Annotated in this window: 16 protein-coding genes and 3 pseudogenes; 11 read left to right on the top strand and 8 right to left on the bottom strand. The window is 41.9% G+C overall.

The window, feature by feature from the left end:
- Window positions 1-117 precede the first annotated feature (117 nt).
- From NQ544_RS10105 to NQ544_RS10095, 3 genes are all read right to left on the bottom strand, one after another.
- Window positions 118-1,164: an ISAon1 family transposase gene (locus tag NQ544_RS10105; RefSeq protein ID WP_228023671.1), complete on the bottom strand. Its 1,047-nt coding sequence runs from the start codon at window positions 1,162-1,164 to the stop codon at window positions 118-120.
- The gene (locus NQ544_RS10100; RefSeq protein WP_006847878.1) at window positions 1,130-1,510 is read right to left on the bottom strand and encodes an ISAon1 family transposase N-terminal region protein; all 381 of its coding nucleotides are present in this window, start codon (window positions 1,508-1,510) and stop codon (window positions 1,130-1,132) included. The genes NQ544_RS10105 and NQ544_RS10100 overlap by 35 nt, the downstream gene beginning before the upstream one ends.
- Window positions 1,511-1,984: 474 nt before the next feature.
- Window positions 1,985-3,622, bottom strand: a complete 1,638-nt coding sequence (locus NQ544_RS10095; protein ID WP_006848447.1) for a SusR-related protein — start codon at window positions 3,620-3,622, stop codon at window positions 1,985-1,987.
- Between the two features lie 228 nt (window positions 3,623-3,850).
- Here NQ544_RS10095 and NQ544_RS10090 point away from each other — a divergent pair, with 228 nt between their 5' ends.
- The 6 genes from NQ544_RS10090 to NQ544_RS10065 all read left to right on the top strand — a co-directional run bounded on the left by NQ544_RS10090 (window position 3,851) and on the right by NQ544_RS10065 (window position 13,279).
- Complete coding sequence (locus tag NQ544_RS10090; RefSeq protein ID WP_006848446.1) at window positions 3,851-6,826, top strand: SusC/RagA family TonB-linked outer membrane protein; 2,976 nt, start codon at window positions 3,851-3,853, stop codon at window positions 6,824-6,826.
- A gap of 71 nt (window positions 6,827-6,897) precedes the next feature.
- A complete protein-coding gene (locus tag NQ544_RS10085; protein WP_006848445.1) occupies window positions 6,898-8,625 on the top strand; it encodes a RagB/SusD family nutrient uptake outer membrane protein in 1,728 nt (575 codons plus the stop codon).
- Between the two features lie 27 nt (window positions 8,626-8,652).
- Window positions 8,653-10,755 (top strand): glycoside hydrolase family 97 protein, encoded by a 2,103-nt coding sequence (locus NQ544_RS10080; protein ID WP_006848444.1) that lies wholly within the window; start codon window positions 8,653-8,655, stop codon window positions 10,753-10,755.
- Between the two features lie 66 nt (window positions 10,756-10,821).
- Window positions 10,822-12,549, top strand: coding sequence for an alpha-amylase family glycosyl hydrolase (locus tag NQ544_RS10075; protein WP_040553491.1), 1,728 nt, complete (start codon window positions 10,822-10,824; stop codon window positions 12,547-12,549).
- A gap of 163 nt (window positions 12,550-12,712) precedes the next feature.
- Window positions 12,713-13,030: a helix-turn-helix domain-containing protein gene (locus tag NQ544_RS10070; RefSeq protein ID WP_006848442.1), complete on the top strand. Its 318-nt coding sequence runs from the start codon at window positions 12,713-12,715 to the stop codon at window positions 13,028-13,030.
- 90 nt (window positions 13,031-13,120) lie between these two features.
- Window positions 13,121-13,279, top strand: coding sequence for a hypothetical protein (locus NQ544_RS10065; RefSeq protein WP_006848441.1), 159 nt, complete (start codon window positions 13,121-13,123; stop codon window positions 13,277-13,279).
- Between the two features lie 173 nt (window positions 13,280-13,452).
- Here the strand turns inward: NQ544_RS10065 and NQ544_RS10060 are convergent, their stop codons facing one another.
- The gene (locus NQ544_RS10060) at window positions 13,453-14,586 is read right to left on the bottom strand and encodes an AAA family ATPase (RefSeq protein WP_006848439.1); all 1,134 of its coding nucleotides are present in this window, start codon (window positions 14,584-14,586) and stop codon (window positions 13,453-13,455) included.
- Between the two features lie 235 nt (window positions 14,587-14,821).
- Here NQ544_RS10060 and NQ544_RS10055 point away from each other — a divergent pair, with 235 nt between their 5' ends.
- Window positions 14,822-16,495, top strand: coding sequence for an ATP-binding protein (locus NQ544_RS10055; protein WP_040553490.1), 1,674 nt, complete (start codon window positions 14,822-14,824; stop codon window positions 16,493-16,495).
- Window positions 16,496-16,616: 121 nt separating this feature from the next.
- Here the strand turns inward: NQ544_RS10055 and NQ544_RS10050 are convergent, their stop codons facing one another.
- Window positions 16,617-17,525, bottom strand: a complete 909-nt coding sequence (locus NQ544_RS10050; RefSeq protein WP_006848437.1) for a helix-turn-helix transcriptional regulator — start codon at window positions 17,523-17,525, stop codon at window positions 16,617-16,619.
- A gap of 211 nt (window positions 17,526-17,736) precedes the next feature.
- On the opposite strand from NQ544_RS10050, the pseudogene NQ544_RS10045 reads away from it, so the two are divergent.
- A pseudogene (locus NQ544_RS10045) lies at window positions 17,737-18,417 on the top strand (transposase family protein); the annotation flags it as partial.
- 277 nt (window positions 18,418-18,694) lie between these two features.
- Here NQ544_RS10045 and NQ544_RS10040 read toward each other — a convergent pair.
- From NQ544_RS10040 to NQ544_RS10030, 3 genes and pseudogenes are all read right to left on the bottom strand, one after another.
- The gene (locus NQ544_RS10040) at window positions 18,695-21,085 is read right to left on the bottom strand and encodes a DUF262 domain-containing protein (RefSeq protein ID WP_006848433.1); all 2,391 of its coding nucleotides are present in this window, start codon (window positions 21,083-21,085) and stop codon (window positions 18,695-18,697) included.
- 5 nt (window positions 21,086-21,090) lie between these two features.
- Entirely contained in the window at window positions 21,091-23,028 is a 1,938-nt protein-coding gene (locus NQ544_RS10035; RefSeq protein WP_040553455.1) for a DUF262 domain-containing protein, read from the bottom strand.
- A 44-nt stretch (window positions 23,029-23,072) separates the two neighbouring features.
- Window positions 23,073-23,477 (bottom strand): annotated as a pseudogene (locus NQ544_RS10030) (sigma-70 family RNA polymerase sigma factor); the annotation flags it as partial.
- Here NQ544_RS10030 and NQ544_RS10025 point away from each other — a divergent pair.
- The 3 genes and pseudogenes from NQ544_RS10025 to NQ544_RS10015 form a co-directional block, all read left to right on the top strand.
- Window positions 23,449-23,715 (top strand): annotated as a pseudogene (locus NQ544_RS10025) (IS1380 family transposase); the annotation flags it as partial. The pseudogenes NQ544_RS10030 and NQ544_RS10025 overlap by 29 nt on opposite strands.
- Window positions 23,716-24,091: 376 nt before the next feature.
- Window positions 24,092-25,444 (top strand): PDDEXK-like family protein, encoded by a 1,353-nt coding sequence (locus tag NQ544_RS10020; protein ID WP_006848428.1) that lies wholly within the window; start codon window positions 24,092-24,094, stop codon window positions 25,442-25,444.
- 25 nt (window positions 25,445-25,469) lie between these two features.
- Complete coding sequence (locus tag NQ544_RS10015) at window positions 25,470-26,138, top strand: hypothetical protein (protein ID WP_006848427.1); 669 nt, start codon at window positions 25,470-25,472, stop codon at window positions 26,136-26,138.
- The last annotated feature ends 200 nt before the right edge of the window (window positions 26,139-26,338 follow it).

Genomic DNA, 26,338 nt, shown 5'->3' with positions numbered 1-26,338 from the left:
AACAATCTAACTCGCCGTTTCGCGCGCCATAACTCATAGTTTTTCTAAAGAGAAAACATAGAGTAAAAGAGAAGAAAACATAGCAGCTTATTCGGGTCACCAGTAAAAGTGTGTGGATTAGGCATAGATTTTCATTAGTCTGAAGAGAAAGAACTTACGGTCAATAATACCTCTGAGTTGTGCTCTGAAATGCTTGATCTTTGCATTGAGGGATTCTGCTGATGCATTGGTAGAGCGATTGACAAAATAGTTAAGGATCTCATCCTCACGGTCGTACATGGCGGCAGCAATATCATTGAACGCTTTGTTACCGAACTCACCGACCTTCGAGTACCATGAATGCAGGCTGACAGCACCTTGCTCCTTAGTACACCTCTGCGAGAATATCATTCGAAGAGAGTGGGTAAGCGAGAAAGCCGTCTTTATGTCCGGAAACTCACGGAACAGTATTTCTGCACGTTCCTTCTGTGTGCCTGTCCATTTCTCGGGTGACATCATAAGTAGCCCCTTACTGCGTGCAAGGAGTTCTGCACGAGTCTCTCCGTTCTCAAGTCTTTCGGGATAGTACCTTGCATTGCGCCTTATGGCATTGCCCTCCTCATCCACAAATGGACCATCGTTCTCCTGCAGCTGGCGCATCATCAGACGGTGCTCTTCCCTAGCATGGGCATCAAGTGTCATCTGCTCACGCCTATACTCTCTGCGTACCTCTTGCAAGGCTTCAAGACAAAACTGCTGATGATGGAACCGGTCGAGCGTACGCATAGCCTTCGGAAAGCATGTCTCTACTATGTTGTGCATACTCTCAGAGAAGTCGAGAGTAACCTCTTCCACGCTCATTCTCAACGCTTCTGGTATCTTCATCAATGCCTTTATGACATCCTTTGCCTTAGTGCCCTTGACTACAGCAATAAGGCATCCCTTGCGACCATGTGCATCCTTGTTCGAGGCTATTGTGTATACCTCTCCCGTGGACAAGCATGTCTCATCTATGCTGACGTGAGGACTTATGTTCTCTGGGAAGATGAGCCACTCGTCAGCATGGCCTAGTTCAGACCATTCACGATAGCCGCTTAGGTGGTCCTTGTAGGCTCTGCCATACTCATCACCGTCTATGTGATAGTCATCCTCAAACGAACGGGCCGTTATAGGGCGCGTCTCCAAACGCTTCTTTTAAAAAATCCGCCAACTCGGTTGAGCAGCGGGTGGACTCCTGAATGAGATTGCATTCGGTCATCACGTTGTGACCATCTGCATCAAGCCATCTGCGACGGCGCACGTGAAGCAGTACTTCCTGACCTCTAATCGGAAAGTCGTGAAACACACTTTCGCGTGTAAATCCATTGGGGCGCAGGTCTTCTCCGTCGTCAGGTTTCTGCTCGTTCTCATCGAGATAAAGGTGAATCACCTGTGTGTCACCTTTCTTCTCGACACGTACAGTCTTCAAGTCAAACCAGTCAAGCATGCGGGCTGGCAATAGGCATTCCGCTAAGAGTCTATACTGTTCCATTTTCTTCTAACGTTTACTCTATAAACGTACACCTGCTTGCTTTTATTGTGCTATGCTATCCACACGCTTTTGCAAGTGACCCGCTTATTCAGTATTCAGTTATTCAGTTTTTTTTTAAGGGGTTACTTTTTACCCCCTAAAAAGTAAAGTTTATATACTATCTATGTATCTATATATATAAATATATATAATATAATAATAAAAAATACATTACAAAATAATAAATTCCTTTCTTCCGGGTTTTCAAACCCTTTATCCATGTAAGGGTTTAAAATAAAACTGAATAACTGAATACTGAATACGGATGGTCTTACCTATGGCCCCTTAAAACAGGGGGCATGGGTAGTGACTGGTCTGAAAAAGGATAGAACTCCATCAAACGCCCATGGTTATTTCAAGTCTATCAAGAATTTGTTGATGCCATTCAGTGACACACCCTCGTTTGAAGATAGATATGCATTTTTTTTTCTCCGATCAGTCGGCTATCACCATGCAGAGTCTGAGCACATTTTCTTCGAAGTGCTCCTTGTCGATGGCATTGTTCTTGAGCAGGGAACGGTAGTTGTATACGGTTTGTGGCGAATAAGACAGGATGCCGGCTATCTTTGAACTTTCGGTGATGCCTAATCTTAACAGGGCGCACACACGGAGGATAGGGGGCATTTCTCCATTCTCTTTCAGCTGGATGTGTGCCGATTCTGTAAGCTGCTTGTTCAGCTCGGTTATAAAAGTTGGGTACAGAGACAGGAATGCCTTGTCAAATTCCGTCAGAAACTCCTTGTTCTCTTTCTCTGTATTGGTTGAGGAAGAAAGGAGGCTCAGCAGCTCCTTACTCTGGTTGGCCTTGATCTTTCTTACTGCCAAGGTGCGCAGTTTGCTGTTTCTCTCTATGTTCTTATAGCACAGGTCAATATACACCTTTATCAGTCTCTCGCGCTTCTGGTTGGTGTCCTTCAGTTCGTCGTTGATGAGGTGCAACTGGCTGTTGAGAACTTCCATTTTTGCCGATGTAGCCGTGATTTCGTCTTTCTTCTGTTTCAGAAGTTTGTTCTTCTTGCGGATGAACAGACTGCTAAGTCCTACTCCGAGCAAGAGCAGGAAAATGACCGACAGCGCAATGTAGAGCATGCTGTTGGTGGCTCTGATGTCATCTGTATAGGCATTGGTAATCATCTGCAATTTGGATGAAATCTCAATGCGGCGCAACCGGTTGTTGTATGCATAAGCATCTTCCAGGGATAGGTTGATGTATTCCTGGGCTTTGTTCAGACTTCTGGTCTTATGTTTGTAGATGAAGAGTGCGATGTTTTGCAGGGCTACGTTTTCTTTTGTGGCAGAAGTGATGTCAGAGATGGCTGCAACCAGCAGGTAATGTTCCGTCAGTTTCTGGTTGTTGGCTTTCTGGTATACTTCGGATAGGGCAAAGGCGGTCATGGCATGGAGACGGCTGTCCGGCTTTTCCATACTCAGTGCTTTTTTGTAGTATAGGATGGTCTTGTTATTGTTGGAATGATTGCTGTAATAGTATAACTCTCCCAGCAGGTAGTAATAGAATGCATCTTTCTTTGGCGACAGTTCTAATGTTTTCTTCAGGTATTCCACTTTCTGCTGGTCGTAAATCTTGCTGAATTCATTGTTCTCACAATAGGTTGACCAGTTGTTGTATAGTCCGTAAAGTGTATAATAGTATTGAAACTGATAGTCAAGCGGATCTTCTTCCTTGGGTTCTATCTTCTGCATGATGTTTTTTGCTTCAGCATAGAATCCACGTGTGATAAGCAGGCTGGTTTGGCTAAGTTGGAATCTTTTATAATATAAGATGTTGTTGCTCTTTTGGGCAAGAACAAGGCCTTTTTTTACGTAAGTCATCGCTGAATCATACTCGTAGGCTTTGTATCCATTGGCGAGTTGCTCGTAAAGCTTGAGCTTGTCCTCGTTGCTGGTTACATATTTGGCACCCTGCTTGATGTCGTTCAGACTTTTCTCTTTTACTTCTACATAATGCGCACGTTTTTCCAGGGCAGCATCCAGCTGTTTGTAGAGCTGGCTGTTGTCTGCTTTTGCGCATAGTGGTAGTAGTATCAGTAGTACGATAGTTATAAAATGTCTCATGTTTCTTATGTTTTAAAGATTCTGCTGCAAAAGTAATAAAAAACTTTCAAAATCTCGCATCTACTAACGTGTTTTTTTTAGAAATCTTTAATTTACTGATATTCAGCCTGATAAATTGGATAGTAGATAATGGTAATCTACCAAAAACCTACTAATCGCAACAACCTATTGAATTTTGACGTACTTTTGCGGCATCAAACAATTTTAATCGTTATAAACCTATAGATTATGGATAAAAACAACCTTTCAAAGAAAGTAGGTCTGCTGTTAGCAGGATGCTTTATTACTTTTAATGCTCTTGGTCAGACAACCATTAAGGGTCAGGTGGTAGATGCCACAGGTGAACCTGTCATTGGTGCCAGCATTCTGGTGAAAGATACCAAGAATGGTGCAGTGTCCGACTTGGATGGTAACTACAAGCTTGACAATGTTAAGGATGGTTCTGTCCTGGTATTCTCTTATCTGGGCTACCGTACCCAGGAAATTCCTGTAAAGGGAAATCATGTTATCAATGTTTCGCTGAAAGAAAACGACGAGGTGCTCGATGAGGTGGTTGTCGTTGGTTATGCTGTGGGCAGCAAGCGCACGGTGTCGGGTGCTGTCGACCGCATCAAGAAAGAAGATATGAACAAGGGTGTGGTAACCAGTCCTGCCGAGGCCTTGAAGGGTAAGGTTGCGGGTGTTATCATTTCTCAGGCTGGCGGCGACCCTACCAGTTCGCCAAGCATTCGAGTTCGTGGAACCTCTTCTCTTTCAGGTGGTAACGACCCATTGGTTATCATCGATGGCGTCTTTGCTGATATGACAATGTTCAATTCTCTGGCTCCTGGCGATATTGAGAGTCTCACCATCCTGAAAGATGCTTCTGAGACTGCCCAGTATGGTTCACGTGGTGCTTCCGGTGTCATCGTTGTTACCACAGCCAAGGGCAAGTTGGGCTATTCCAGCCTGAGCTACAATGGCCAGTTTGGTGTCAATACAGTCTATAAGAATCTGGATCTGATGTCGGCTTCAGAATATCGTGAAACTGCCAAGTCTTTGGGTCTGACCTATACCGATATGGGTGGCGATACCAATTTCCTCGAGGAGATTGAGCGCAATGTGGGTCTCACACAGAATCATAACATCTCTTTCTCTTCTGGTACAGACACTTCCAGTCTTCGTGCTTCTCTGGGATTCGTTCTCCGTCAGGGTGCCTTGAAGAATTCTGATATGAAGAATTTTACAGCAAAGCTGGATGGAACCCAGTATCTCTTCGACAAACATCTGAAGCTGGAACTGGGCATATTCGGTTCTCAGCGCAATAGCAATATCCAGTATGATATGCACAAGATGTTCTATTCTGCTACAGCCTATAACCCTACTTATCCTAATGTAAGAAACGACAAGGGCGAATGGGATGAGGATCTGCTTGCCAATGAAGTCTGGAATCCACTGGGATTGCTCGATATTGATGACTTCTACAAGGATGCCTCTGTCAATGTTCATGGCAAGGCAACGGTCAACATCATCGACGGACTCACTGTAAGTGCCTTTGGTTCATACAATTATTGGAACCGTGACAATAAGTTCTATATTCCTAACAATATCCAGATGGGTAAGCTGAACGGTAACGGATGGGCTTATATTGCCAATACCAACCGCAAGGACTATATGGGCAACGTCATGGTGAATTTCTCCAAGGATTTCGGCAAGCATCACATTGATGCCTTGGCTCTGATGGAGGGACAGAAGTACACCTACGACTGGAACTCACAGGAGGCACATGGATTTGATACCAACTACTTCAAATTCAATAACATGAAGGCTGCTGCCAATGTGAGCTGGGGTAATCTGCAGTCTAACTACACCGAATATACCCTGAGCTCTTATATGGCTCGTGTCAACTATATGCTGGCTGACAAATACATCGCTACCGTCAATGTTCGTACCGATGGTTCTTCTAAGTTGGGTAATGGTCAGAAGTGGGGCTGGTTCCCTTCTGCTTCCTTGGCATGGGTAATCAGCAATGAGCCTTGGATGAAGAAAATCAAGCAGATAGACAATTTCAAGATTCGTGCAGGATATGGTGTGACCGGTAATCAGGATGCCATCGATCCTTATACTTCTCTCGCCCTGATGGAGCCTAATGGTGTAACTACCGTCAACGGCGCAACAAGTACTACTTTTGCGGTTACCTCCAACAGCAACCCTGATCTGAAGTGGGAGGTAAAGACGACATTTGATGTCGGTTTTGACCTGTCGATGTTCAAGCAGCGTCTCAATGTAACCTTCGACTGGTACACTTCTGAAACATCAGATATGCTTTATACCTATACCGTGCCGGTACCTCCTTTCACTTACGACCGTCTGCTGGCCAATATGGGTACCATGACTAATATGGGATTTGAATTGGCTGTTCGAGGTGACATCATCAAGACAAAGGACTTTACCTTCAATTCCGGTCTGAATTTCTCTTATCAGAAGAACAAGCTGAAGAAGTTGAGCGGTACCTACAAGGGACAGCCTATGACAACGAGCGAGCATATCTCTGTTGCCACCGTAGGTGCGGCTGGTCTGACACATAATAATGGCGTAACCTATCTCATTGAGGGACAGCCTGTAGGTGTATTCTATCTGCCTCACTGCACAGGTATTGATGAGAATGGACAGTATATCATCGAAGACCTTGATGATAATGGTACCATTGATACGGGTGACAGTGGCGACCGCAAGGTTTGCGGACAGGCAATTCCTAAGTACTTCCTCGGCTGGGATATGAGCTTCAAGTACAAGAACTGGGATCTGACTATGCAGTTTAACGGTGCTTTCGGTCATAAGATTTACAATGCCACATCCATGACCTTGAACAATATGAGTAATTTCCCAACCTATAATATCCTGAGCGGTGCACAGCATCTCAATAATGGCAAGGGTATCCATGATGTTCAGATTTCTGACTACTGGCTGGAAAAGGGTGACTATATGAACTTCGAGTACGCTTCTTTGGGCTACACCTTCACCAAGGATATGCTCAAGTGGAAGTTCATCAACAACATTCACCTTGCATTGTCAGTCAACAATATCTGTACCCTCACTGGTTACAAGGGCCTGACTCCAATGATCAACTCTGCAACCATCAGTGGTGGCAATCTGGGTGTTGACGACAAGAACATCTATCCTCTGAGCCGTACTTATACTCTGTCGCTCTCAGTGAATTTCTAAATGTTTTCACATAGAATAGATAACAAGTTCTAATTAAGAATTACATTATTAATATATAAAGGATTACAGTTATGAAACAATATATTATAGGCTCGATGCTTCTTTCATCGATATTACTGGCTAGTTGCTCACTGGATGAGACTCCACGAAGCAAGTTTTCTGAGGAGGAGGCTTTCAGTACCTCTAAGCTGGTATATGTAAACACAGTGGCTAACGTATATTCTTCCATCGGAAATGGATTGTATGGAAGCGATGGTGGCTCGGTACACACCTTCCAGGAGTTCTCTTCTGATGCCAGTATGATTCCTGGTCGTCAGGGTGACTGGGTAGATGGTGGAACCTGGCAGAATATCTTCCTCCACAACTTTGAGTCGTCTGTAAGCAAGTATAACGATGTGTGGAACAACCTGTATCGTGTCATCGGTCTTGCCAATTCTTCTATCGACCGACTCAACAAGTACCTGGGTGAACATCCGGAGTATGCTGAATATGTATATGAATTGAGAGCCCTTCGTGCTGTCTATTATTACTATGTGATGGATCTCTTCGGACAGGTGCCATTGGTTGTTTCTTCTCAGGTGAGTGCTAACGAGGTGAATCAGTCCAACCGTTCTGATGTCTTCAGGTTTGTCACTTCTGAGTTGGCTGAATGCATTCCTCATCTTTCAGATGGTAAGAGTCAGAACGAGGGTGAATATTATGGTCGTATCACCAAGGCTGTGGCATATATGTGTATGGCTAAGTGTGCCATCAATGCACCGGTCTATACCATCGATGATACCACTCCAACCAGCTACAGTGCCTTTGTAGGAACAGACAAGAGCGGCAAGGCTACTGCCAGCGAGGAGCAGGGAAAGACTGTTTCTGAAATGGGCAAAAATATAAACATTACTTTGGATGGTGAAACTCGCAATGCGTGGGAAACAGCAGTCTATTGTGCTGACCAGATTGCCAGCTTGGGTTACCGCCTGCAGCCTAGCTATGCCGACAACTTCATTGTAGCCAACCAGAATTCCGTGGAGAATATCTGGACCCGCCCGAATGATTGTGTTAACTATAAGATAGAGGATTACAACATCGTGCGCACCCTGCATTATAACCATGGTGGTGCCATCGGTTACCAGGGCTGGAATGGAGCCTGCTCTTCCAAGCAGCAGATGCAGGTATATGGCTATGGAACGGCTAATCCGGACCCTCGTCTGAAACTCAACTTCTATACCGACAAGGATTATATGGAGGAGACAGGAAAAGCTGTAGATGACGGTGCCACTGACAAGCCACTGGAGTATATGCCATTGGCTGTAAAGGTGGATTTCTCTGCTGCCGATGACCCTCATGCCATGAAGTGTGCTGGTGCCAGAATGAAGAAGTATGAGTTTGACAAGTCCACTACCCAGCAGTATAGCTTCAACAACGACCTGGTAATCTGGCGTTATGCCGATGCCTTGCTCCTGAAGGCTGAGGCTGAGTATCGTATGGGTAACAAGGCTGAGGCTCTCACAATTGTCAATGAGGTTCGTGACCGTGTTGCTGCTACACCTCGTACAGAACTTACGCTCAATGACATTCTGGATGAACGTATGCTGGAACTGGCTTGGGAGGGAGTACGCCGCCAAGACCAGATCAGATTCTGTACCTTTACAGAGCCTACTGCTGACCGCTTCAATGGTGTGACCCACAATGCGTCTGCAGGTGATTACAATGATGATACGCAGGGCTATACCATGGTTTATCCTATCCCTTATGCCGTGCTCAACTTGAACAAGAAACTCAAGCAGAATCCAGGATATACTAAGTAGTCAGTCATAAACTAAAAAGGAAATAATATGAAAAAACTCTTTTTGCTCGCAAGCCTTCTGATGGCTTTTGGCATCTCAGCAGATGCAGGAGACATCACTTCTCCTAACGGACAAATCAAGGTGAACTTCACCTTGGATGGCACTGTGCCTACCTATAGTGTGACCTATCAGGGCAAGACCATCATCAAGCCTAGCCGTCTGGGTTATCAGCTCGCCAAGGGCGGCAAGGATGGCAAGGATCTGCTTTCTGATTTTAGTGTCATCAATGAGAAGACTTCCACTTTCGATGAGACCTGGACTCCTGTTTGGGGAGAGAACAAGTCGATCCGCAATCATTATAATGATATGCTGGTAGAGTTGAAGCAGAATTCTACAGACAGTTATATGAACGTCCGCTTCCGTGTTTATGACGATGGAGTAGGATTGCGCTATGAGTTCCCTCAGAAAGGCAATCTCAACTACTTTACCATCAAGGAAGAGCGTACTGAATTTGTCATGACGGGCGATCATACCGCCTGGTGGATTCCGGGTGATTACGATACCCAGGAGTATGAATACACCAAGACCCGTCTGTCGGGCATCCGTCCAGCCCTGCATGCTGCTGTCAGCAGCAATCTCTCACAGACTGTCTTTTCAGATACCGGTGTACAGACCTCACTCCAGTTGAAGACTGATGATGGTATCTACATCAACCTGCATGAGGCTGCCCTGGTAGATTATCCAGCCATGCATCTGAACCTGGATGACAAGACTATGACCTTTACCTCTTGGCTTACCCCTGATGCACAGGGTATGAAGGGATATATGCAGACTCCGTTCAAGAGCCCTTGGCGTACGATGGTCATTACAGATGATGCCCGCAAGGTGTTGTCTTCCAACCTGATTCTCAATCTCAATGAGCCTTGCAAGATCAAGGATACCTCCTGGATTCATCCTGTGAAGTACGTAGGTGTATGGTGGGAGATGATTTCCGGTAAGGGTGAGTGGGCTTATACCCATGATTATCCTACCGTGAAGTTGGATGGAACCGACTATGTACATGCCAAGCCATCGGGCAAGCATTCTGCCAACAATGCCAATGTACGCCGTTACATCGACTTCGCTGCAGCCCATGGTTTCGATGCTGTCCTGGTAGAAGGATGGAACATCGGTTGGGAAGACTGGAGTGGCTATATGAAGGAAAAGGTATTCGATTTCCTGACTCCATATCCTGATTTCGACATCAAGGCGCTCAATGAGTATGCGCATTCCAAGGGTGTGAAGCTCATCATGCATCATGAGACCTCCTCTTCTGTAATGAACTATGAGAAGTATATGGACAGAGCTTATCAGTTGATGAAGGATTATGGCTACGATGCAGTGAAGAGTGGTTATGTGGGCAACATCATTCCTCGTGGCGAGCATCACTACAGTCAGTTGGAAATCAATCACTATCTGCATGCCGTAACCCGTGCTGCCGATTATCACATCATGGTAAATGCCCATGAGGCTGTGCGTCCTACCGGTCTCTGCCGCACTTATCCTAACCTGATTGGCAATGAGAGTGCTCGCGGTACTGAATATCAGGCTTTCGGAGGTACCAAACCGGGACATACCGCCATCTTGCCTTTCACCCGTCTGCAGGGTGGTCCGATGGATTATACACCGGGTATCTTTGAAATGGATTGCGCCAATGGTTCTCATTGCAACTCTACCATCTGCGGTCAGTTGGCACTTTATGTAACGATGTACAGTCCGTTGCAGATGGCTGCCGATTTCCCTGAGAATTATGAGAAGCACATGGATGCCTTCCAGTTTATCAAGGATGTGGCTGTAGATTGGGACAAGTCTATCTATCTGGAGGCTGAACCAATGGAGTATATCACCGCAGCCCGCAAGGCAAAGGGTTCTGATAACTGGTTTGTCGGTGGCGTTACGGGCATGAAGGCTCATCAGTCTACCGTAAAGCTCGATTTCCTCGAGAAGGGCAAGAAGTATGTGGCTACCATCTATCAGGATGCAAAGAATGCCAACTACAAGACCAATCCGCAGGCTTATGTCATCACCAAGAAGACTGTAACCAGCAAGTCTGTCTTGAAGTTGAACTCCGTTGCAGGTGGCGGATTCGCAATTAGCCTTCTTGCGCAATAAAATGCAGAATTATGAGTTATTATGAAAGAAATTTTTCTTGAATGAATAATGAAGCTCATGAAAAGAATGAATAAAATGTTGTTGGTTGCTGCCTTGGCGGCAACCACACTTTCTGCTCAGGCAGAACAGAAGAAGGGACCGGCTTGGTTGAGTGATGCACTTTTCTATCAGATTTATCCATCTTCCTATATGGATACTGATGGCAATGGTATTGGCGACCTGCCGGGTATCACTTCCAAGTTGGATTACATCAAGTCGCTGGGTGTGAACGCCCTCTGGCTCAATCCGATCTTTGAGTCGGGATGGTTTGATGGTGGCTATGATGTCATCGATTTCTACAAGGTGGATCCTCGATTCGGTACCAATACCGATTTGGTTACATTGGTCAATGAGGCCCATAAGCGTGGCATGAAAGTTTGTCTCGACCTGGTGGCAGGACATTCCAGTACCAAGTGTGCCTGGTTTAAGGAGTCTTCCGAGAAAGATCCTAACCAGCGTTACAGCGACTATTATATCTGGATGAACGATATTCCTGAGAGCGAGAAGAAAGAAATAGAAGCCCGTCATCAGGAGGCAAGTCCGGAGTCTAGTACCCGAGGCAGATATGTGGAGGCGAATGCTCCTCGTGCCAAGTATTATGAGAAGAATTTCTTCGAGTGCCAGCCAGCCTTGAACTATGGCTTTGCTCATCCAGACCCAAATCATCCTTGGGAGCAGAGCGTAGATGCGCCTGGACCACAGGCTGTTCGCAGGGAGATACGTAACATCATGGCTTTCTGGTTTGATAAGGGTGTGGATGGATTCCGTGTTGATATGGCGTCATCGCTCATCAAGAACGACCCTGACAAAAAGGAGGTTTCCAAACTCTGGAATGAGATGCGTGCATGGAAGGACAAGTACTATCCTGAGACCGTCCTGATTTCAGAGTGGGCTAATCCGCAGCAAGCCATTCCTGCCGGCTTCAACATCGATTTCTACATCCATTTCGGTCTTAAGGGCTATGCTTCTCTGTTCTTCGACCGCAAGACTCCATGGGGCAAGTGGGAGCAGAGCTATCAGAACTGCTATTTCGACAAGCAGGGCAAGGGTTCGCTTACGGAATTTAGCGAGAACTATACCAAGGCTTTCAATGCCACCAAGAATCTCGGCTACATCGCTGTTCCATCTGCCAACCACGATTACCAGCGTCCTAACATCGGTACCCGCAATACGCCAGACCAGTTGAAGGTGGCGATGACCTTCTTCCTCACCATGCCAGGTGTTCCATTTATCTATTATGGTGATGAGATTGGTATGAAGTATCAGATGAATCTCCCTAACAAGGAGGGTAGCAATGAGCGCTCTGGTACCCGCACTCCGATGCAGTGGACCAAGGGCAAGAATGCCGGCTTCTCAACGAGTGCGCCTGAAAAACTCTACTTCCCTGTAGATACGGAAAACGGAAAGTTGACCGTTGAGGCTCAGCAGGGAGATCAGAATTCTCTGTTGTCATATACCCGTAAGCTGACCGCTTTGCGTCATTCAGCCAAGGCTCTTGACAATGAGGGCGATTGGAAGCTCCTGAACCAGAAGGGTCAGGAATATCCGATGGTATATGAGCGCACTTTGGGTGATGAGAAGTATGTTGTTGTCGTGAATCCTGGTGCCAAGGCTGCCTCTCTCAACATCACCTCTGTAGGTGGCAAGGCAGTTTCTGTTCTTTCTACAGGCAAGGTTGTATATAAATCAGGCAAGAAGACCGATGCCATCAAGGCTTCAGGCATTAGTGCCGCCGTATTCAAGGTGGCTAAGTAACCTGTGAACATGATTATTGCTAGCTTTATTAAATATCAGAATCCGCATGGCTCTCTGGGCTGTGCGGATTTTTTATACCGATTTTTCTATTGTAATAACTAAAGATATTTAAATATTTAACCCTATATTTGGCGATAAATAAAGAAATAACTATATTTGCAGCATGATTACGGAATATGGTATAGAGGCAAAGTCTAATTCTGAGATTATATCTGAATTAGGAGGACGATTCAAGCAATATCGTCTGTTCAGCAATCTCACTCAGAAAGAGGTGGCTGTAAAGGCTGGTGTGAGCATTTTCACCATTAGCCAGTTTGAAAAAGGCGAAGCTAAGAACATAGGCTTTGGCACTATTCTTTCTCTGTTGAGGAGCATTGGATTCCTGCAGGAAGCAGAGAAACTCTTGCCGCCGCTGCCAATGTTGCCTAGCCAAGTGAAGAAAATGAATGAAAAGAAGGAAAGGGTAAGACATGAAAGATAATGTTGTGCAGGTGATCCTGATTCACATTTCTATCGTAACCATGAACTTACGGTTCTTGGCAAGCGAAAGAATATAACGAAGCAGGATTTGATGCTTTTTGCACAAAGACAGGATATCAGAAATGCTTCTAATATCATACAAGAAGTGGAAGACGTGGTGATGAACTTCAAGTCTTATGCCGAAAAAGTGGAAATCGATGAGCACTGGATACGCAAAATAGAATGGGTTTTGGAAGAAATCCGTAAGTAAGCGATTTCATATCATTTGGCGTTGATGGGGGAAGAGATTCCTGATAAAGTTTAGTATATGCTTGGGCGATGTTTTAAGGAAGAATAAGAAAGGAAAAGAAAGAAAAAGAATACGAAAAGATAATCCGAAACAGAAGTAATGGCAGCTATCTGTTTCGGATTTTTTTGCAATGATTAATTTCCAGCGCAGTTCTTCCTCAACCACATCCCGAAGAAGCGGTCGTAGATGATATAGCTGCCATTGTACTTGTAGATGAATTCTCTGTTGATCAGCGTCTTGAGAGCAAGACTCACGCTGCTGGCAGCAGGCAAGTTGTGGCGGCTGATGAAATCCTGCGAAAGAATGGAGGTGACAGCCTTATCCTGGGCAATGGCAGATAAAAGGGCAGCCTGATTGTCCGTAAGGGAATCGTAGTAATTCACGAATGCCACTTCCTGCTCGTTCACCAGTTCCAGGGTTACATCATCAATTTCCGCTGTCGTAATTTCCTTTCCGTTCTGATAGAGACGGTTCAGAATATCCTGGATATACCAGGTTTGACCATCCACCTTATTATATAGATAGGCAAAGGTATCAGGATCCATGGTCAGATTCCGGGTTCCCATCCATCTGTTGGCAAAACGGTGATACTCATCCTGGTTGATGAGGGGAAGATTGAGAATTTGCGAACTCTGATAGAATGGGCGCTTTGCCGACAGGAACATGTCGGTCATCATGTGCTGCTTACTGCCTGCAAAGATGAAATATACATTCGGCAAAAACTGGATATAGGAGCGCAGCAGGGCCTCTGTGCCATCTTCGGGATATTCGGCTATCTGCTGGAACTCGTCGATGGCAATATAGATTCGTTTTTCCGATTGTTTCAGATACTCGAAGATATGTTTGAGAGAATCCTCGCTCTGGCTTGGTGAAACCGTAATCGAGAAGGTAGGGATTCCCGTCATCTCATCAAACGACATCGTAGGCTTGTAGCCGGCAAAGAAAGTGGTAATCTTGCGCATGGCAGTTTGCGAGAAAGTATCAACCTTCCCGATAACCGTCTTTGCCAATAATTGGATGAATTGGCTCAGATTTCTTGTGGCATTGATGTCGAGATAGAAACAATGCGTCTCAGGCTCCTGCTTACTGATGTTCTCAAAGACATGGTGTATGAGTCCCGTCTTTCCGATGCGTCGAGGAGAGATGAGCACGATGTTGCGCTCATTCTGCAAAGCCTTCATGATGACTTCCGTCTCTTTCTTGCGGTCGCAGAAGTATTCTGCTCCCTTATATCCGTAGATAACAAATGGGTTATTCAGCTGTTCCATAACGTTTTATATCTATTCCATGTTTTATGTTACATGTTTTATGTAATGCAAAGATACTACTTTTTATGTAACTATCGCCACTTCTTTTCCTAATAATTTTTAAAACTTGCATTTTGACAGTGCTTATCTATCAAAAATACTACGCAGAAGAAAAATTTCTCAAACTGTGAAACCAACTTTCATAGGTACAACTTAATTTTGCATCCAAAAAAGAATGTATTAATGTTGTATGATGATGGTTAAGCAAATATCAGATAAAACAGATGTGGAGCCGATAGACTTGCTCCAGGCCTTCGAAATAATCGTAGAAAAGGCAAAAGGGTCTTCTCTCGGAGAAGAGTTTTATCAGAAAGCAGATCCGTATCTTGTTTTTGTTTCTGATAAACTGTGTATCTCCAAGCGAGCAAGTGTTATTATGGCCCTCTTTGCCGACCGGTGTTATGATACCCATATCCGGTTTTCTGATTTGACGGAATTCCTGGATTGTAGAATCCTGACATTGCTCAGATATTCCAACGAAACTCAGGAACTTATCGATAAGGAATATGTTTGTCAGAATCGGATAGAAGGACTCAGCTATAGCATCCCGATGGAGGTGATGGAGGCATTCCAGCATAATCGACGATATATTCCTTCGGATGTGGATGAATTCACAGCCAGAGAAATGTTTGATAAGTTTGATGAACTTTTCTCGAAATGCCGCTGCGAAAAACTGAACAAGCAGGTTTTGAGAAAGAAACTCAGAGCGCTGGTTGTCAAGAATAGCAACCTGGCTTTTGTCAAGGCAATGGCATTGTATGATATAAATGTGGAGGATAAAGACTTTCCGCTTTTCATCTTGCTGTGTACACTCTTTGTTATTGATGGCGATGATGACATCCGTTGCCATGAATTGGATTTCATCTATGAGGAAGGTGAGTCGGTCTGGCGATGGGCTAAGCGAGACCTTAACCAAGGCAATCATCGTTTCTTGCAGAAAAAGTTCATAGAATATACCAACGATGACGGCTTTGCCGACAGGGAATCCTTTAAGATTACAGACAGTGCGAAGAAGCTGCTCTTTTCGGAGATGAACCTTTTTGCTATGCGAGGCTCCCGTCCTAAAGGTGGCATATTATCCTTTGAGAGTATCAAGCCTAAACAGCTGTTTTACAACGACAAGGAACGTAAACTGGTAGAAGAACTCGCAGCTCTTTTGGATGAAAAGAATTTCCAGGGTATCCGAGACCGCTTGAAGGAAACCAATTTCAGAAGTGGCTTTGCCTGCCTATTCTATGGTGCACCAGGTACCGGAAAGACGGAGACGGTTCTTCAGATAGCCAGGAAAACGGGTCGTGACCTTATACAGGTTAACATCTCGGATATCAAGAGTATGTGGGTAGGGGAGAGCGAAAAGAACATCAAGGGTATCTTTGATGATTACAGAAAGATGGTGAAACAATCGGCAAAGACTCCTATTCTGCTCTTCAATGAGGCTGATGCCATCATCGGCAAGCGTATGGTGGGTGCAGAGAAGGCTGTGGATAAACTGGAGAACAATATCCAGAACATCATTCTTCAGGAGATAGAGCAGCTTGATGGCATTCTTATTGCCACAACCAATCTTGCCGAGAATATGGACAAGGCCTTCGAGCGTCGTTTCCTTTATAAAGTGAAGTTCGAAAAGCCTGATTTGCATGGTCGTTTACAGATTTGGCAAACGATGATACCATCTTTGAATGATGCTGATGCTTCTTTCCTTGCCGCCAGATATGATTTCAGTGGTGGAGAGATAGAGAACATTGCCCGCCATTATACCATCCAATCCATTTTGCATGGCAAACCGGCGGATATGCTCAAATCTCTTGTCGGGTATTGCGATAGTGAAAGGCTGGAAGGAAGAACCCCCAAGAGAAAGGTTGGGTTCTGATGCATCACCCATAAAGAAAAGGCGGTAAATACGAAAAATGTATTTGCCGCCTTTTTCTCCTAGTTTCAGATGATTGTATCTGATATTTCTTGATAGATTAAATCTGTTATTCCTTAATTGATTAAATCTGGTATTTCTTTGTGAGATTTCTCAATTTTTCGGCAATATCCTCCCTTAGCCATTGAGGTTCCAATACTTCCATGGTATCCATGTTGGAGAATATCTCCTGTTCAAAATCGAATTCAGGCTTCAGATGGTATTCAAAGATAGAATATTCATCTGTGCGCTCCGTTTCCTTTTGTGAGGTATGGAGAGGAAGGTTGCGAATATAGTTACTTTGGAATGCATCCACCTTGAGTACCACCTTTTGCACCTCAGAATCCTCGTTGTTGATGATGCCGAAGCAATCCTTGAAATATTCAGCAGGATCCAGATCCTCAGGCAATTTGAATGTTTCTTCAGAGATGGTGACATTCTCCATACGGTCGAGCGCATAGCATCTGATGTCATCTGTGCCAGGACTGTAAGCCACCACATACCAACGCTTCTTGAAAGCCTTTACGAAATAAGGATGAATATCAAATTCATGATACTTCTCTGTATTGAAGCTATAGTAGGATATGGAGATGACGCGGTTGTCACGCATTGCCTTGATGATGTCTTCCAGATAGTTTCTGCCAGAAGGCATATCTTCCAGGAGTACACGCTCCTTGAGCTTGTGACTGTTGCCAACCATGGCATTGAGGGAGAAGGCATTAAGCATCCAACTTCTGGCACTTCCTTCCTCGAAGCAGTCGCCATACTCAATGTAATAGCGGTATCCGCTGCCACAGCAGATGCTGATTTCAAACAGTTCCTCGATGGAATGGAGGTTGTTGATGAAGGTACGGCGAGAGAGTTCCGTTCCTTCGCTGAGATCAGAATCCTTCCATCTGCTTTGGATTTCTCTTAGTGTGATGCCGCCCCTTTTTCTGGCTCGATGGATGGTTTCCACGAGCCAGACATATTTGTTCAATTGATTGATAGCCATATTCTGTTTCTTTTATTTTGGTACAAAAATAACGGAAAAGTAGGAAAATATGTTGCACAAGATAGATTTATTTCATCCTTAATTCCGCAACACTATAAATTTAAACTTTTATAATATCCTGAGCAACAAAAAGTTGCCCCGAATTTTGCCATGTCGAAGAATTCACTTATCTTAGTGTTGCAAAAGAAAACAAGAAAATCCAGCGATAGGCATGGCAAAAATACAAATAAAATCTGAGAAACTCACTCTTTTGGGAGGAAAATTTTCAATCATGGAGCAATTTGACTCTACATTGTCATCTGCAATAGACTCACCCCTCGGTCTAAGGTGTAGATTGTTCGGTTATCAGTACAGCGAAATCATCTGTTTTCTCTTGAGTATCTACTTCTGTGGTGGCTCATGCATTGAGGATGTCACTGCTCAATTGTATTTTTGCATCTGGTCAACTTAAAGAGGGTGAGATGTATGATGTTGATTTCTACCATCAGTTCATAGAGACTGAGAAGTATGATGCAAAGCCTGCATACAAGAAGTTCTTTGGTTATCGCCCTGGCGTGGCGGTTATTGGCGACTTGATTGTTGGCATTGAGAATAGCGATGGTAACACAAATGTTCGTTTTCATCAGAAGGATACGCTGAAGAGTGAACAGAACGGACTTACTATCAATCGTTTCAGAGCTGATTGCGGATCATGTTCCGAGGAAATCGTGGAGGAAAGGAACGTATCTTCGATGATATGAACAATGGTTTCGGGTGGGACAGATTGCCCAAGTCCTTCATGGCAGAGAATACTGTGTTTCTTCTTCTTACAGCACTTATCCGTAACTTCTACAAGGCCATTATCCAAAGACTTGACGTAAAGAAGTTCGGACTCAAGGCTACAAGTCGCATAGTGGGGTAAGGGGATGTTGTGAGCTGAAGTGGGTGTTTTAGCCTCAATTTATCTGATAATTCAGTAATGAGAGAACGTGTACACGCAAGAAGGACGTTGAAGGGCTTAGTTGCGGATTTGAGGTAGAACTAAATTCAGATAATATATCGATAAGCAATAGCTATCCACATATTATCTGAATTTCGTTAATTTTACTGACTGAAAAATGAGTTATTTCAAAACACCTCTCCTATGCGATGGTAAGAGAGACACTTATATATCCAACATTAACCAGTTTTTAAGAAAGACTACTGGCAATAAACTCCCTGATACTATTCATTTTATCCATAATATCCTTTGGAGATTCATGGCTGGAATAATATATACCAGCTTTTTCCTTATCATCTTCCTTCAACTCGAATTCTTGAACAACCTTATCAAAGAACGGTAATTTTTTCTTACCGTTATCTCTTTGGAATACTGATAGATAACCTAAAGAATCATCATCAAAATATAATTCTATGGCTACATCATAATTTATCAAATCAGAAAAAAGGCATACATAATCACCTTTCCAACATTCTATTCGTTTCCATTTAGAATTTTTCTCCCCACTATTGACAAAAGCATTCCCATAGAGATAAATGTCGCGATAGTTATTATTCGAGCTATAGATTATCTGTGTGAAACGAGTATCTTTTATTCTCAACATTCTGCCCCAAGAACCACCCTCATTAAACTTTATGTTATAGCCGTTACTTTTCCAAAAGCCAACTTGTTTAAAATATTCGACAAACTGAAAGAAAATATTCTTCGAATGAGAAGCATTCAACAACCAACTATCAATAATGCTAATTTGGCTTGATACCATATCGTCAAGCTTTAAAGTATCAATATACTTACCCAATTTGACGGAAAGTCTATCCTCTTCACTAGCAGACTTATCACTATCAATTTTATCAGTTTGCACACTAGTATCACCTTTAAAGAAACGGTCATACCAATCATCTAAATTATACAAAAAAGAATAGTTATCACTTCCTGTATGAACAGGATATTTATCCATATCCACAGAACAAGCAAATGATATGGCAGTTAAGTCTGATACAGTCTGGTGGTACTTAAAAAATAGTTGCTCGAACTTCTGCTTTATAAGAGCAAACTTATCCTTATTAAAACAACCATTCTCGTCAAATCCTGCCCATTTTATAATGGTAGAAATTCTTCCGTGCAAAACAGGACATACCGATCTTTTTGACATGTCGTCAAACAATTGCTCTATACTTTCACGTTTACTTTCATTTTCTTTATAGATTCTCAATCTAAGCAATTCTTCATCTGTCAAAATCTTGTGCTCTTTTGCATCCATATCAAGCAGTCCACAAATGTCATTGCCTTCCAACTTACTTAACACATGGATTGCATCAGCAATCTGATTTTCTTGACTTCTGATAACAGTATAACGAGTGATGTTGTAAAGGAATTCATACACTCGCTTTATATCAATATCCTCTGCAGAAGGATGTTCCATAAGATACTTAATCAGTGGCAAAATGACAAAGTACTCTTTCAAATCTTTCTGCTTACTAAATTCGCCACTAGCTGTAAGAGACATTTTTTGACATATTTCCATCAATGTAGGATTTGTATCCAATTTCTTGAAATTTTGAAACACAGTGTCAATCTGTTGTATAGAAATGTTTTCATAAGGGAATTTGAAGTCATTTTTCTCACGTGATAGATAATCTGCGATTGCTCTCTCAGGATTAAAAATAGCAGCAACCATGCGCAGAAACTCCTTCATGCCTAAATCGGAAGTCTCCTCATCTTTACGTCTATGATTCCAAAAATAATTATCGATTGTTTCCCAAATCTCACTATTTCTCTTCCACTTGCTCTTATCATCATGAGTTACTACAAGAGGTTTTAAGTTCTCTGTAGAAGTCAATGGCTCACCTGTAGTATTAATAATGACAAATGTTTCTTCACCATCTTTCCTGTTGCCCATATTATAATAGACAAAGAATAGGTGTTCTGTGATATACTTACCAAGGGCAATAACATCAAATTTCTTATCTTTCAGCAATTCTGCCATCTTATCCAAAGCAACCAACATACTCTGGATAGTTGGATCTGACTCATATTCATGGAACCACCAACTCTGCTTTTTGATAAAATCGCTAGGGATGTTATCTTGCCAAGCATATTTATTCTTATCAGACTTGATAAAGAACTTGCATACTAAATCAGATAAGAAATATAGTGAAGAATCTCTTATCGCATATAATAACGTTGGCTCTTTATCATCCAAATTATACTCAAAATCTGAAATCAAGAAATCCTGGAAGGGATTCTCTTCTTCTGACATAATATTCAGTAAGCCAAGTAACAAATACAATGTTGTCAAACGCTGCTGACCATCACAAAGCTGCAAATAAGGACGCTCCTTCTCATAATAACCATAGATAAGTCCTATGATTAAATCCTTTGATCTATTCTCCTCAAAGTGTTTTATGAGGTTGTCTACAAAGTCCACTACCAGATTACCTGTAGTTCCCCAGCAATAATCTCTCTGTAAATCAGGTATGACAATCTTGGAATTATCTGAACTTACAAATAATCCCTTTAAATCATACAACTGACTTGATTTCAAACGATTATCATCTGACTTTATATTTTCATGTATCATACGTTTTACTTAATTATTAATTCCACATATTTGATGCGCTGCTCAACATCATTGATTACATCCAACTGATTTTGGCAAATGGCTGATTCGTCAAACTTTTGGTATTGAGCGAAACTAAACACTGTATGCAAAAGATGACGGCTGCTGAAAAAAACTTTACTCAAATCAAAATAGCTTTGTCGTTTTTTCTCAGGCAACATATTACCAAATTCAGAATTGTTATTTCCGTATAATAGCAACAAATTGCCAATGCTGTGTTCTGACAATATAACAGATGCCAAATCCAAAGACAGCTCCGATGAATTATCTTTGACTAAATCTTTCCAATGATTTTGGATGTCATCTCTTGAAATATAGCCTTTTTCCATAATTATTTCGCCAAGTTTCAAAGAACCATTTTGCTTATTAAAATCTTCATCTTTGAAATCCTTTTCATACTTTAATAGTTCACTATCTCCTCTATAGATGTCATTATTTTGTAAATGTAAAACCATTGACTTTGGATAGACATGCTCCAAGGAGCGATTACCTGCCACAATAGTAAAGTCAAACTTTCTATTCAATTCAGTGTCTCTCTCAACATTTCTAACCAAGAGATAATTATATGCAAGCTCATTATTCACACCATAAATTGGATTCTGAGCTAATGTCTGACGAAATTCTTCTATTTTATCTTTCTTTTCAAAATCATGATGAACTATATTCTTGTAGGTGAAACCAATCAAAAGTAAATCTACAACAAGCTTTAAATCTTGCACATTACATTTGTCTTTCTCACCTGTATAACCAAAGTATGCTTTGATAAAGCCTATTTTGTCTTGGTCATTAGATAGCAACCTCATTATCACTCCAAAGCAGTTCGCCTCCTTTGGAAGTGAAAAAACATCTTCAAACTTGTGCTGGCAATCTCTTAACTGAGAAAAAAGGTACTTTGCTGAAAATGCAGGATTCTTTGCCTTATTATTCTCTTTTAATTTTAATTTATAGGCTTCAAACAATCCGCTTTTATTGTCTTCAAATTCGGTCTTCAAAAGCCAGCCCATCGGATTTTGGCAATTAAACATAAGTTTTACCTCTTCCTGGTTCCACCAATGAAGCCATCTATCCCATTCATGGGCATATCTACTACGCAATGAGATATTGTCCCACTCACTAGCCTGATTATTAGTATATCCACCAGTCCCTAAAGAAGCCATGCGAAGCAAGTCTGCCTTAATTAGTTCATAATCTTGCATAATGGCCTTATTGCCATTCATCATGGTAAATGTTGAGACGGCAAGTTCCTGAGATATATTAATGAGCAAGAAGTAAACATGTTGACGTATATACTTGATTATTTCATTCTTATTCTTAGTATAAAGTTCATGCTTCTTTATCAAACAGATAGTCTTCTTGAAAAAATAACCGTCCTGAGTAGTTATTTCTTCATCTTCATTGCAATTCTTTAACCATTCTCCAGGATTTACTTTACCACCACCGACTGTACTACCTCTACTGCTATTATACTCGATGGTAAAAGGATGCTCTACACCCAAAGTTTTGAGTAATAGATAAAAAAATGTACTTCTCTGTTGACCATCTATAACAGAATATTTGTCACCTTCTATAGCAACGGTAATGCCTTGGATAAAGATGTCCGTAGAGTTTTTATAACCCTCACATAAAGTATCAAGCATATAACTCACAGAATTTTTAGAGCCAACATGCTCCTTTCCCCAAATATATCCACGCTGATAACATGGTATTTGGATCGTCTTACCATCGATATACTGTCCTAAAGTTATTTTATTAGCACTCATAGGCTGTTTGTTGTATTGAAAATTGTTTACACTTATAGCATAGACATAATATAGTAATGCCTTACCATCTACAAATTTAATAAAAAGCTGTGAAAAATAACTGCCCATTAACAAATAATAAGAATAAAAAATCGTACCACCCATCACGAGCAGGGCAACTTCTTGTCTCTTTCATTAAACGCTTATTTTAATGAACCGATTTTATCCAAACTGATGCGGGTAATATGGTTTTGCTCGGCTATAGCCTGAAGAATGCTCTGGCGAATCCACCATATCGCATATTGGATAAACTTAAAGCCGCGAGTTTCGTCAAACCTCTCAACAGCTTTTATCAAACCAATATTCCCCTCATCAATGAGGTCTGTGAGAGCAAGACCTCGATGCTGATATCGCTTCGCAACGGACACTACGAAACGTAAGTTGGCTCTAATCAATTTCTCTTTGGCACGCTCTCCCTCACTTCCACCTTTACGGATTTTCCTAGCGAGTTCAAGCTCTTCATCATGAGAAAGTAAAGGCTCACGTCCTATTTTCATTAGATATCGCTCTTTTACCTTTGCACTCGGGTGGGACAGATTGCCCAAATCCTTCATGGCAGAAAATACTGTGTTCCTTCTTCTTACAGCACTTATCCGTAACTTCTACAAGGCCATTATCCAAAGACTTGACGTAAAGAAGTTCGGACTCAAGGCTACAAGTCGCATAAAAGCGTTTGTCTTGAGGTTCATCTCTGTACCAGCCAAGTGGATCAGGACATCAAGGCGGTATGTGCTGAATATCTATACCTGTAATAATGCTTATGCAGATATTTTTCAGACTGATTTTGGATAACGCCTACAACTTATGGGTATGATACAGCGTATTGCCTCAAGTCGCATTGTGGGGTAAGGGGATGTTGTGAGCTGAAGTGGGTGTTTCAGCCTCAGTTTATCTGATAATTCTGTAATGAGAGAACGTGTACACGCAAAAAGGACGTTGAAGGGCTTAGTTGCGGATTTGAGGTTCATGCAAATTTCAATTATTTCATCATTTTGTGAAAATAAAACGAACCTGTGCAGTCAATTTACCCATGTCTTCTGTACTTTTGCACAGGAAATAAAAAAAGAAATTTATATAATATCTTCCCGACTTTTCCGTTTTCTGATATAGACATTATAAGAATGTGGAATAAGTATAAGAAAAAGAATGAAATTAAAATTTTAGTAATATGGATTTAAAAGCTATACAGCAATTGCTGCAAGAAGCTCAGCCTATCTTACAGAAAAGTAAGGCTGAGAAGAAAGAGCGTGAGGCAAAAGGCGAATATTTCAATGTTTTTGAAAATTTGCATTTTAGACGCCCTGAGGAACATCTGCATACCCCTTTTCTTCGTATGCTGCTTGATAAGGATGCCAATCATGGAGTGGGGAAAGGCTTCTTGGAGGCTTTTCTAAAAATGGTTGTGAAAGAGTTGAAGCATGATTTTCAATATGATATCAATTCGAGTCATGTTGAAAATAAAGATGTTTATTTGGGCAATAATGAGATATCTGAGGATGGTACTTCTACTGGAGGAAAAATAGATATTCTCTTGCATGATGACAAAAAGCATGCTATCATTATTGAAAACAAGTTTGATAGATATGGCAATCCTGCTCAAGATCAACCTAAACAACTTGAGCGATATTATAATCATGGTAAAGATGATAAGAAATATGAGGATTTTATCTTGATATATCTCACTCCTTCAGGTCAATATGCTTCGGAGGATTCTACGGGTTCCAATAAAATAACTTATTATCCGATAAGTTATGACCTATCGGATGATAAGCCAAATATCTTATTTTGGCTTGATGAGTGCTTGAATATATCTAAAGGATGTCCTCGCATTCATGAGGTTATCAAGCAATACATAACTTATATAAAAAATACAAGACAGATTATGGAAAAAGAGGATCAAAAAGAATTATTGAATTTGTTACTTTCTGAAGAAAATGTAGATGTAACACTTGGTATCTTACGTGATGAGCAAATGATAAAAGAGAAAATCAGAAGAGACTTCTGTGATCAGCTAGTGAAATTGGCAGGTGAATATGGTCTTGAACTTCGTGAACAATATAATGCTAATATCGTTACATGGAATAGTGATTATGGTTGGATGATATTCGTAGGTAAGAAGAGACATCAATCACAAGTAGGATTTGTGATTGGAAATTTCTCACGAAAAAACGAGGATTATGGAGGAATGTTATATGGCTTGTCTATCATTAATGGATATTTCTCAAATTTGGGCGAGTTAAAGAATGTATTTAAGATTGAATCAAGTGATCTTAATGATCAACCTTTGTTTGGTCCCGAGAAAGGATACCATCAACTTCCTGAAAATAAGGGGAATTTCAAAAGAGAATTCCCTTTTGGATATTCATTTTTGTATGACGAAAATAGAGAGAAGGATAAAAAAAGATGGTTTGATTGGGATGACCTTCAGACTTTGGCAGATATGCGCAATGGCAAGATGCTTGATTTTATGAGAACCCGTTTTGAAATTTTGAAAAATAATGGCATCATAGACAAGCTGTAGTTTATAATTACCAAGCATCAATCTCATGAAAGAAATCGCATTTGATTCATTGCTACTGATAGCTGCTGACGATGTCAGTCAGCAAGCTATCAATCAGCTTCGCTCAGATGGAATATATTCCATCGAGAACCGTTCTTGCACACTTATCAATATGGTAGTGGTATCTACTGCCGAAGGAGCAGAACGTATTCATCAGGTATTGGAGAACCACGAACGTGCCAGAAAGAATGTAGTCGTAAAAATGACTCCGGAACTCTGCATCAAGGATGAATCCGATATCGACTCTATCTTGTCTTTCCTTCCAGAGCCAGGCTGTAATCCATACATGGAATTGAAGCACTTCTTGCAGATGTATAAGGAGAATGTGGAGATTCATGGTATGGTAGGCTTTGATTTCAGAAGTTTCTCCGATATCATCAGAGGAAAGAATGTGGTATCTGTCTATTCGTATGAATATCAAGACGACATAGCTGAGGCTATCTGCCATCTAAAGCCAGTCAATCTAAAAGACAATGGCAAATATCTTCTGTCGTTTACAGTAGGTAAGTATGATGAGAAGACTCTATCTAAGCATTTGGCTTCTCTCAATGAATACATGGATGCTTTCCCCGAAGAGAGCAGCCTCTACTGGACATACAGAGTAGCAACTTCGCAAAAAGTAACTTTGTTTGCTTCTATATCTTCAGAGCAATAAAAGGAAACGTTGATGAAGGAAGAATTCCCTCCGTAAGTATATTAGCTTCATCAAGCATCGAAAGTAGTTTCATCAGACACCGAAACTACTTTCAATGTCTGATGAAGCTAACTTCGTTTTTGGGCTTCTTTTCCTAATAATTTTTAGAATATGCTTGGCTAATTCAGAATTTCTTCGTAACTTAGCAGCGCAAAACGTAA

Origin of the sequence: Segatella copri DSM 18205 (assembly GCF_025151535.1) — a bacterium.
GTDB lineage: Bacteria > Bacteroidota > Bacteroidia > Bacteroidales > Bacteroidaceae > Prevotella > Prevotella copri.
Note: the sequence above shows the minus strand (reverse complement) of the source record. Positions and strands in the feature narration are given on the sequence as shown.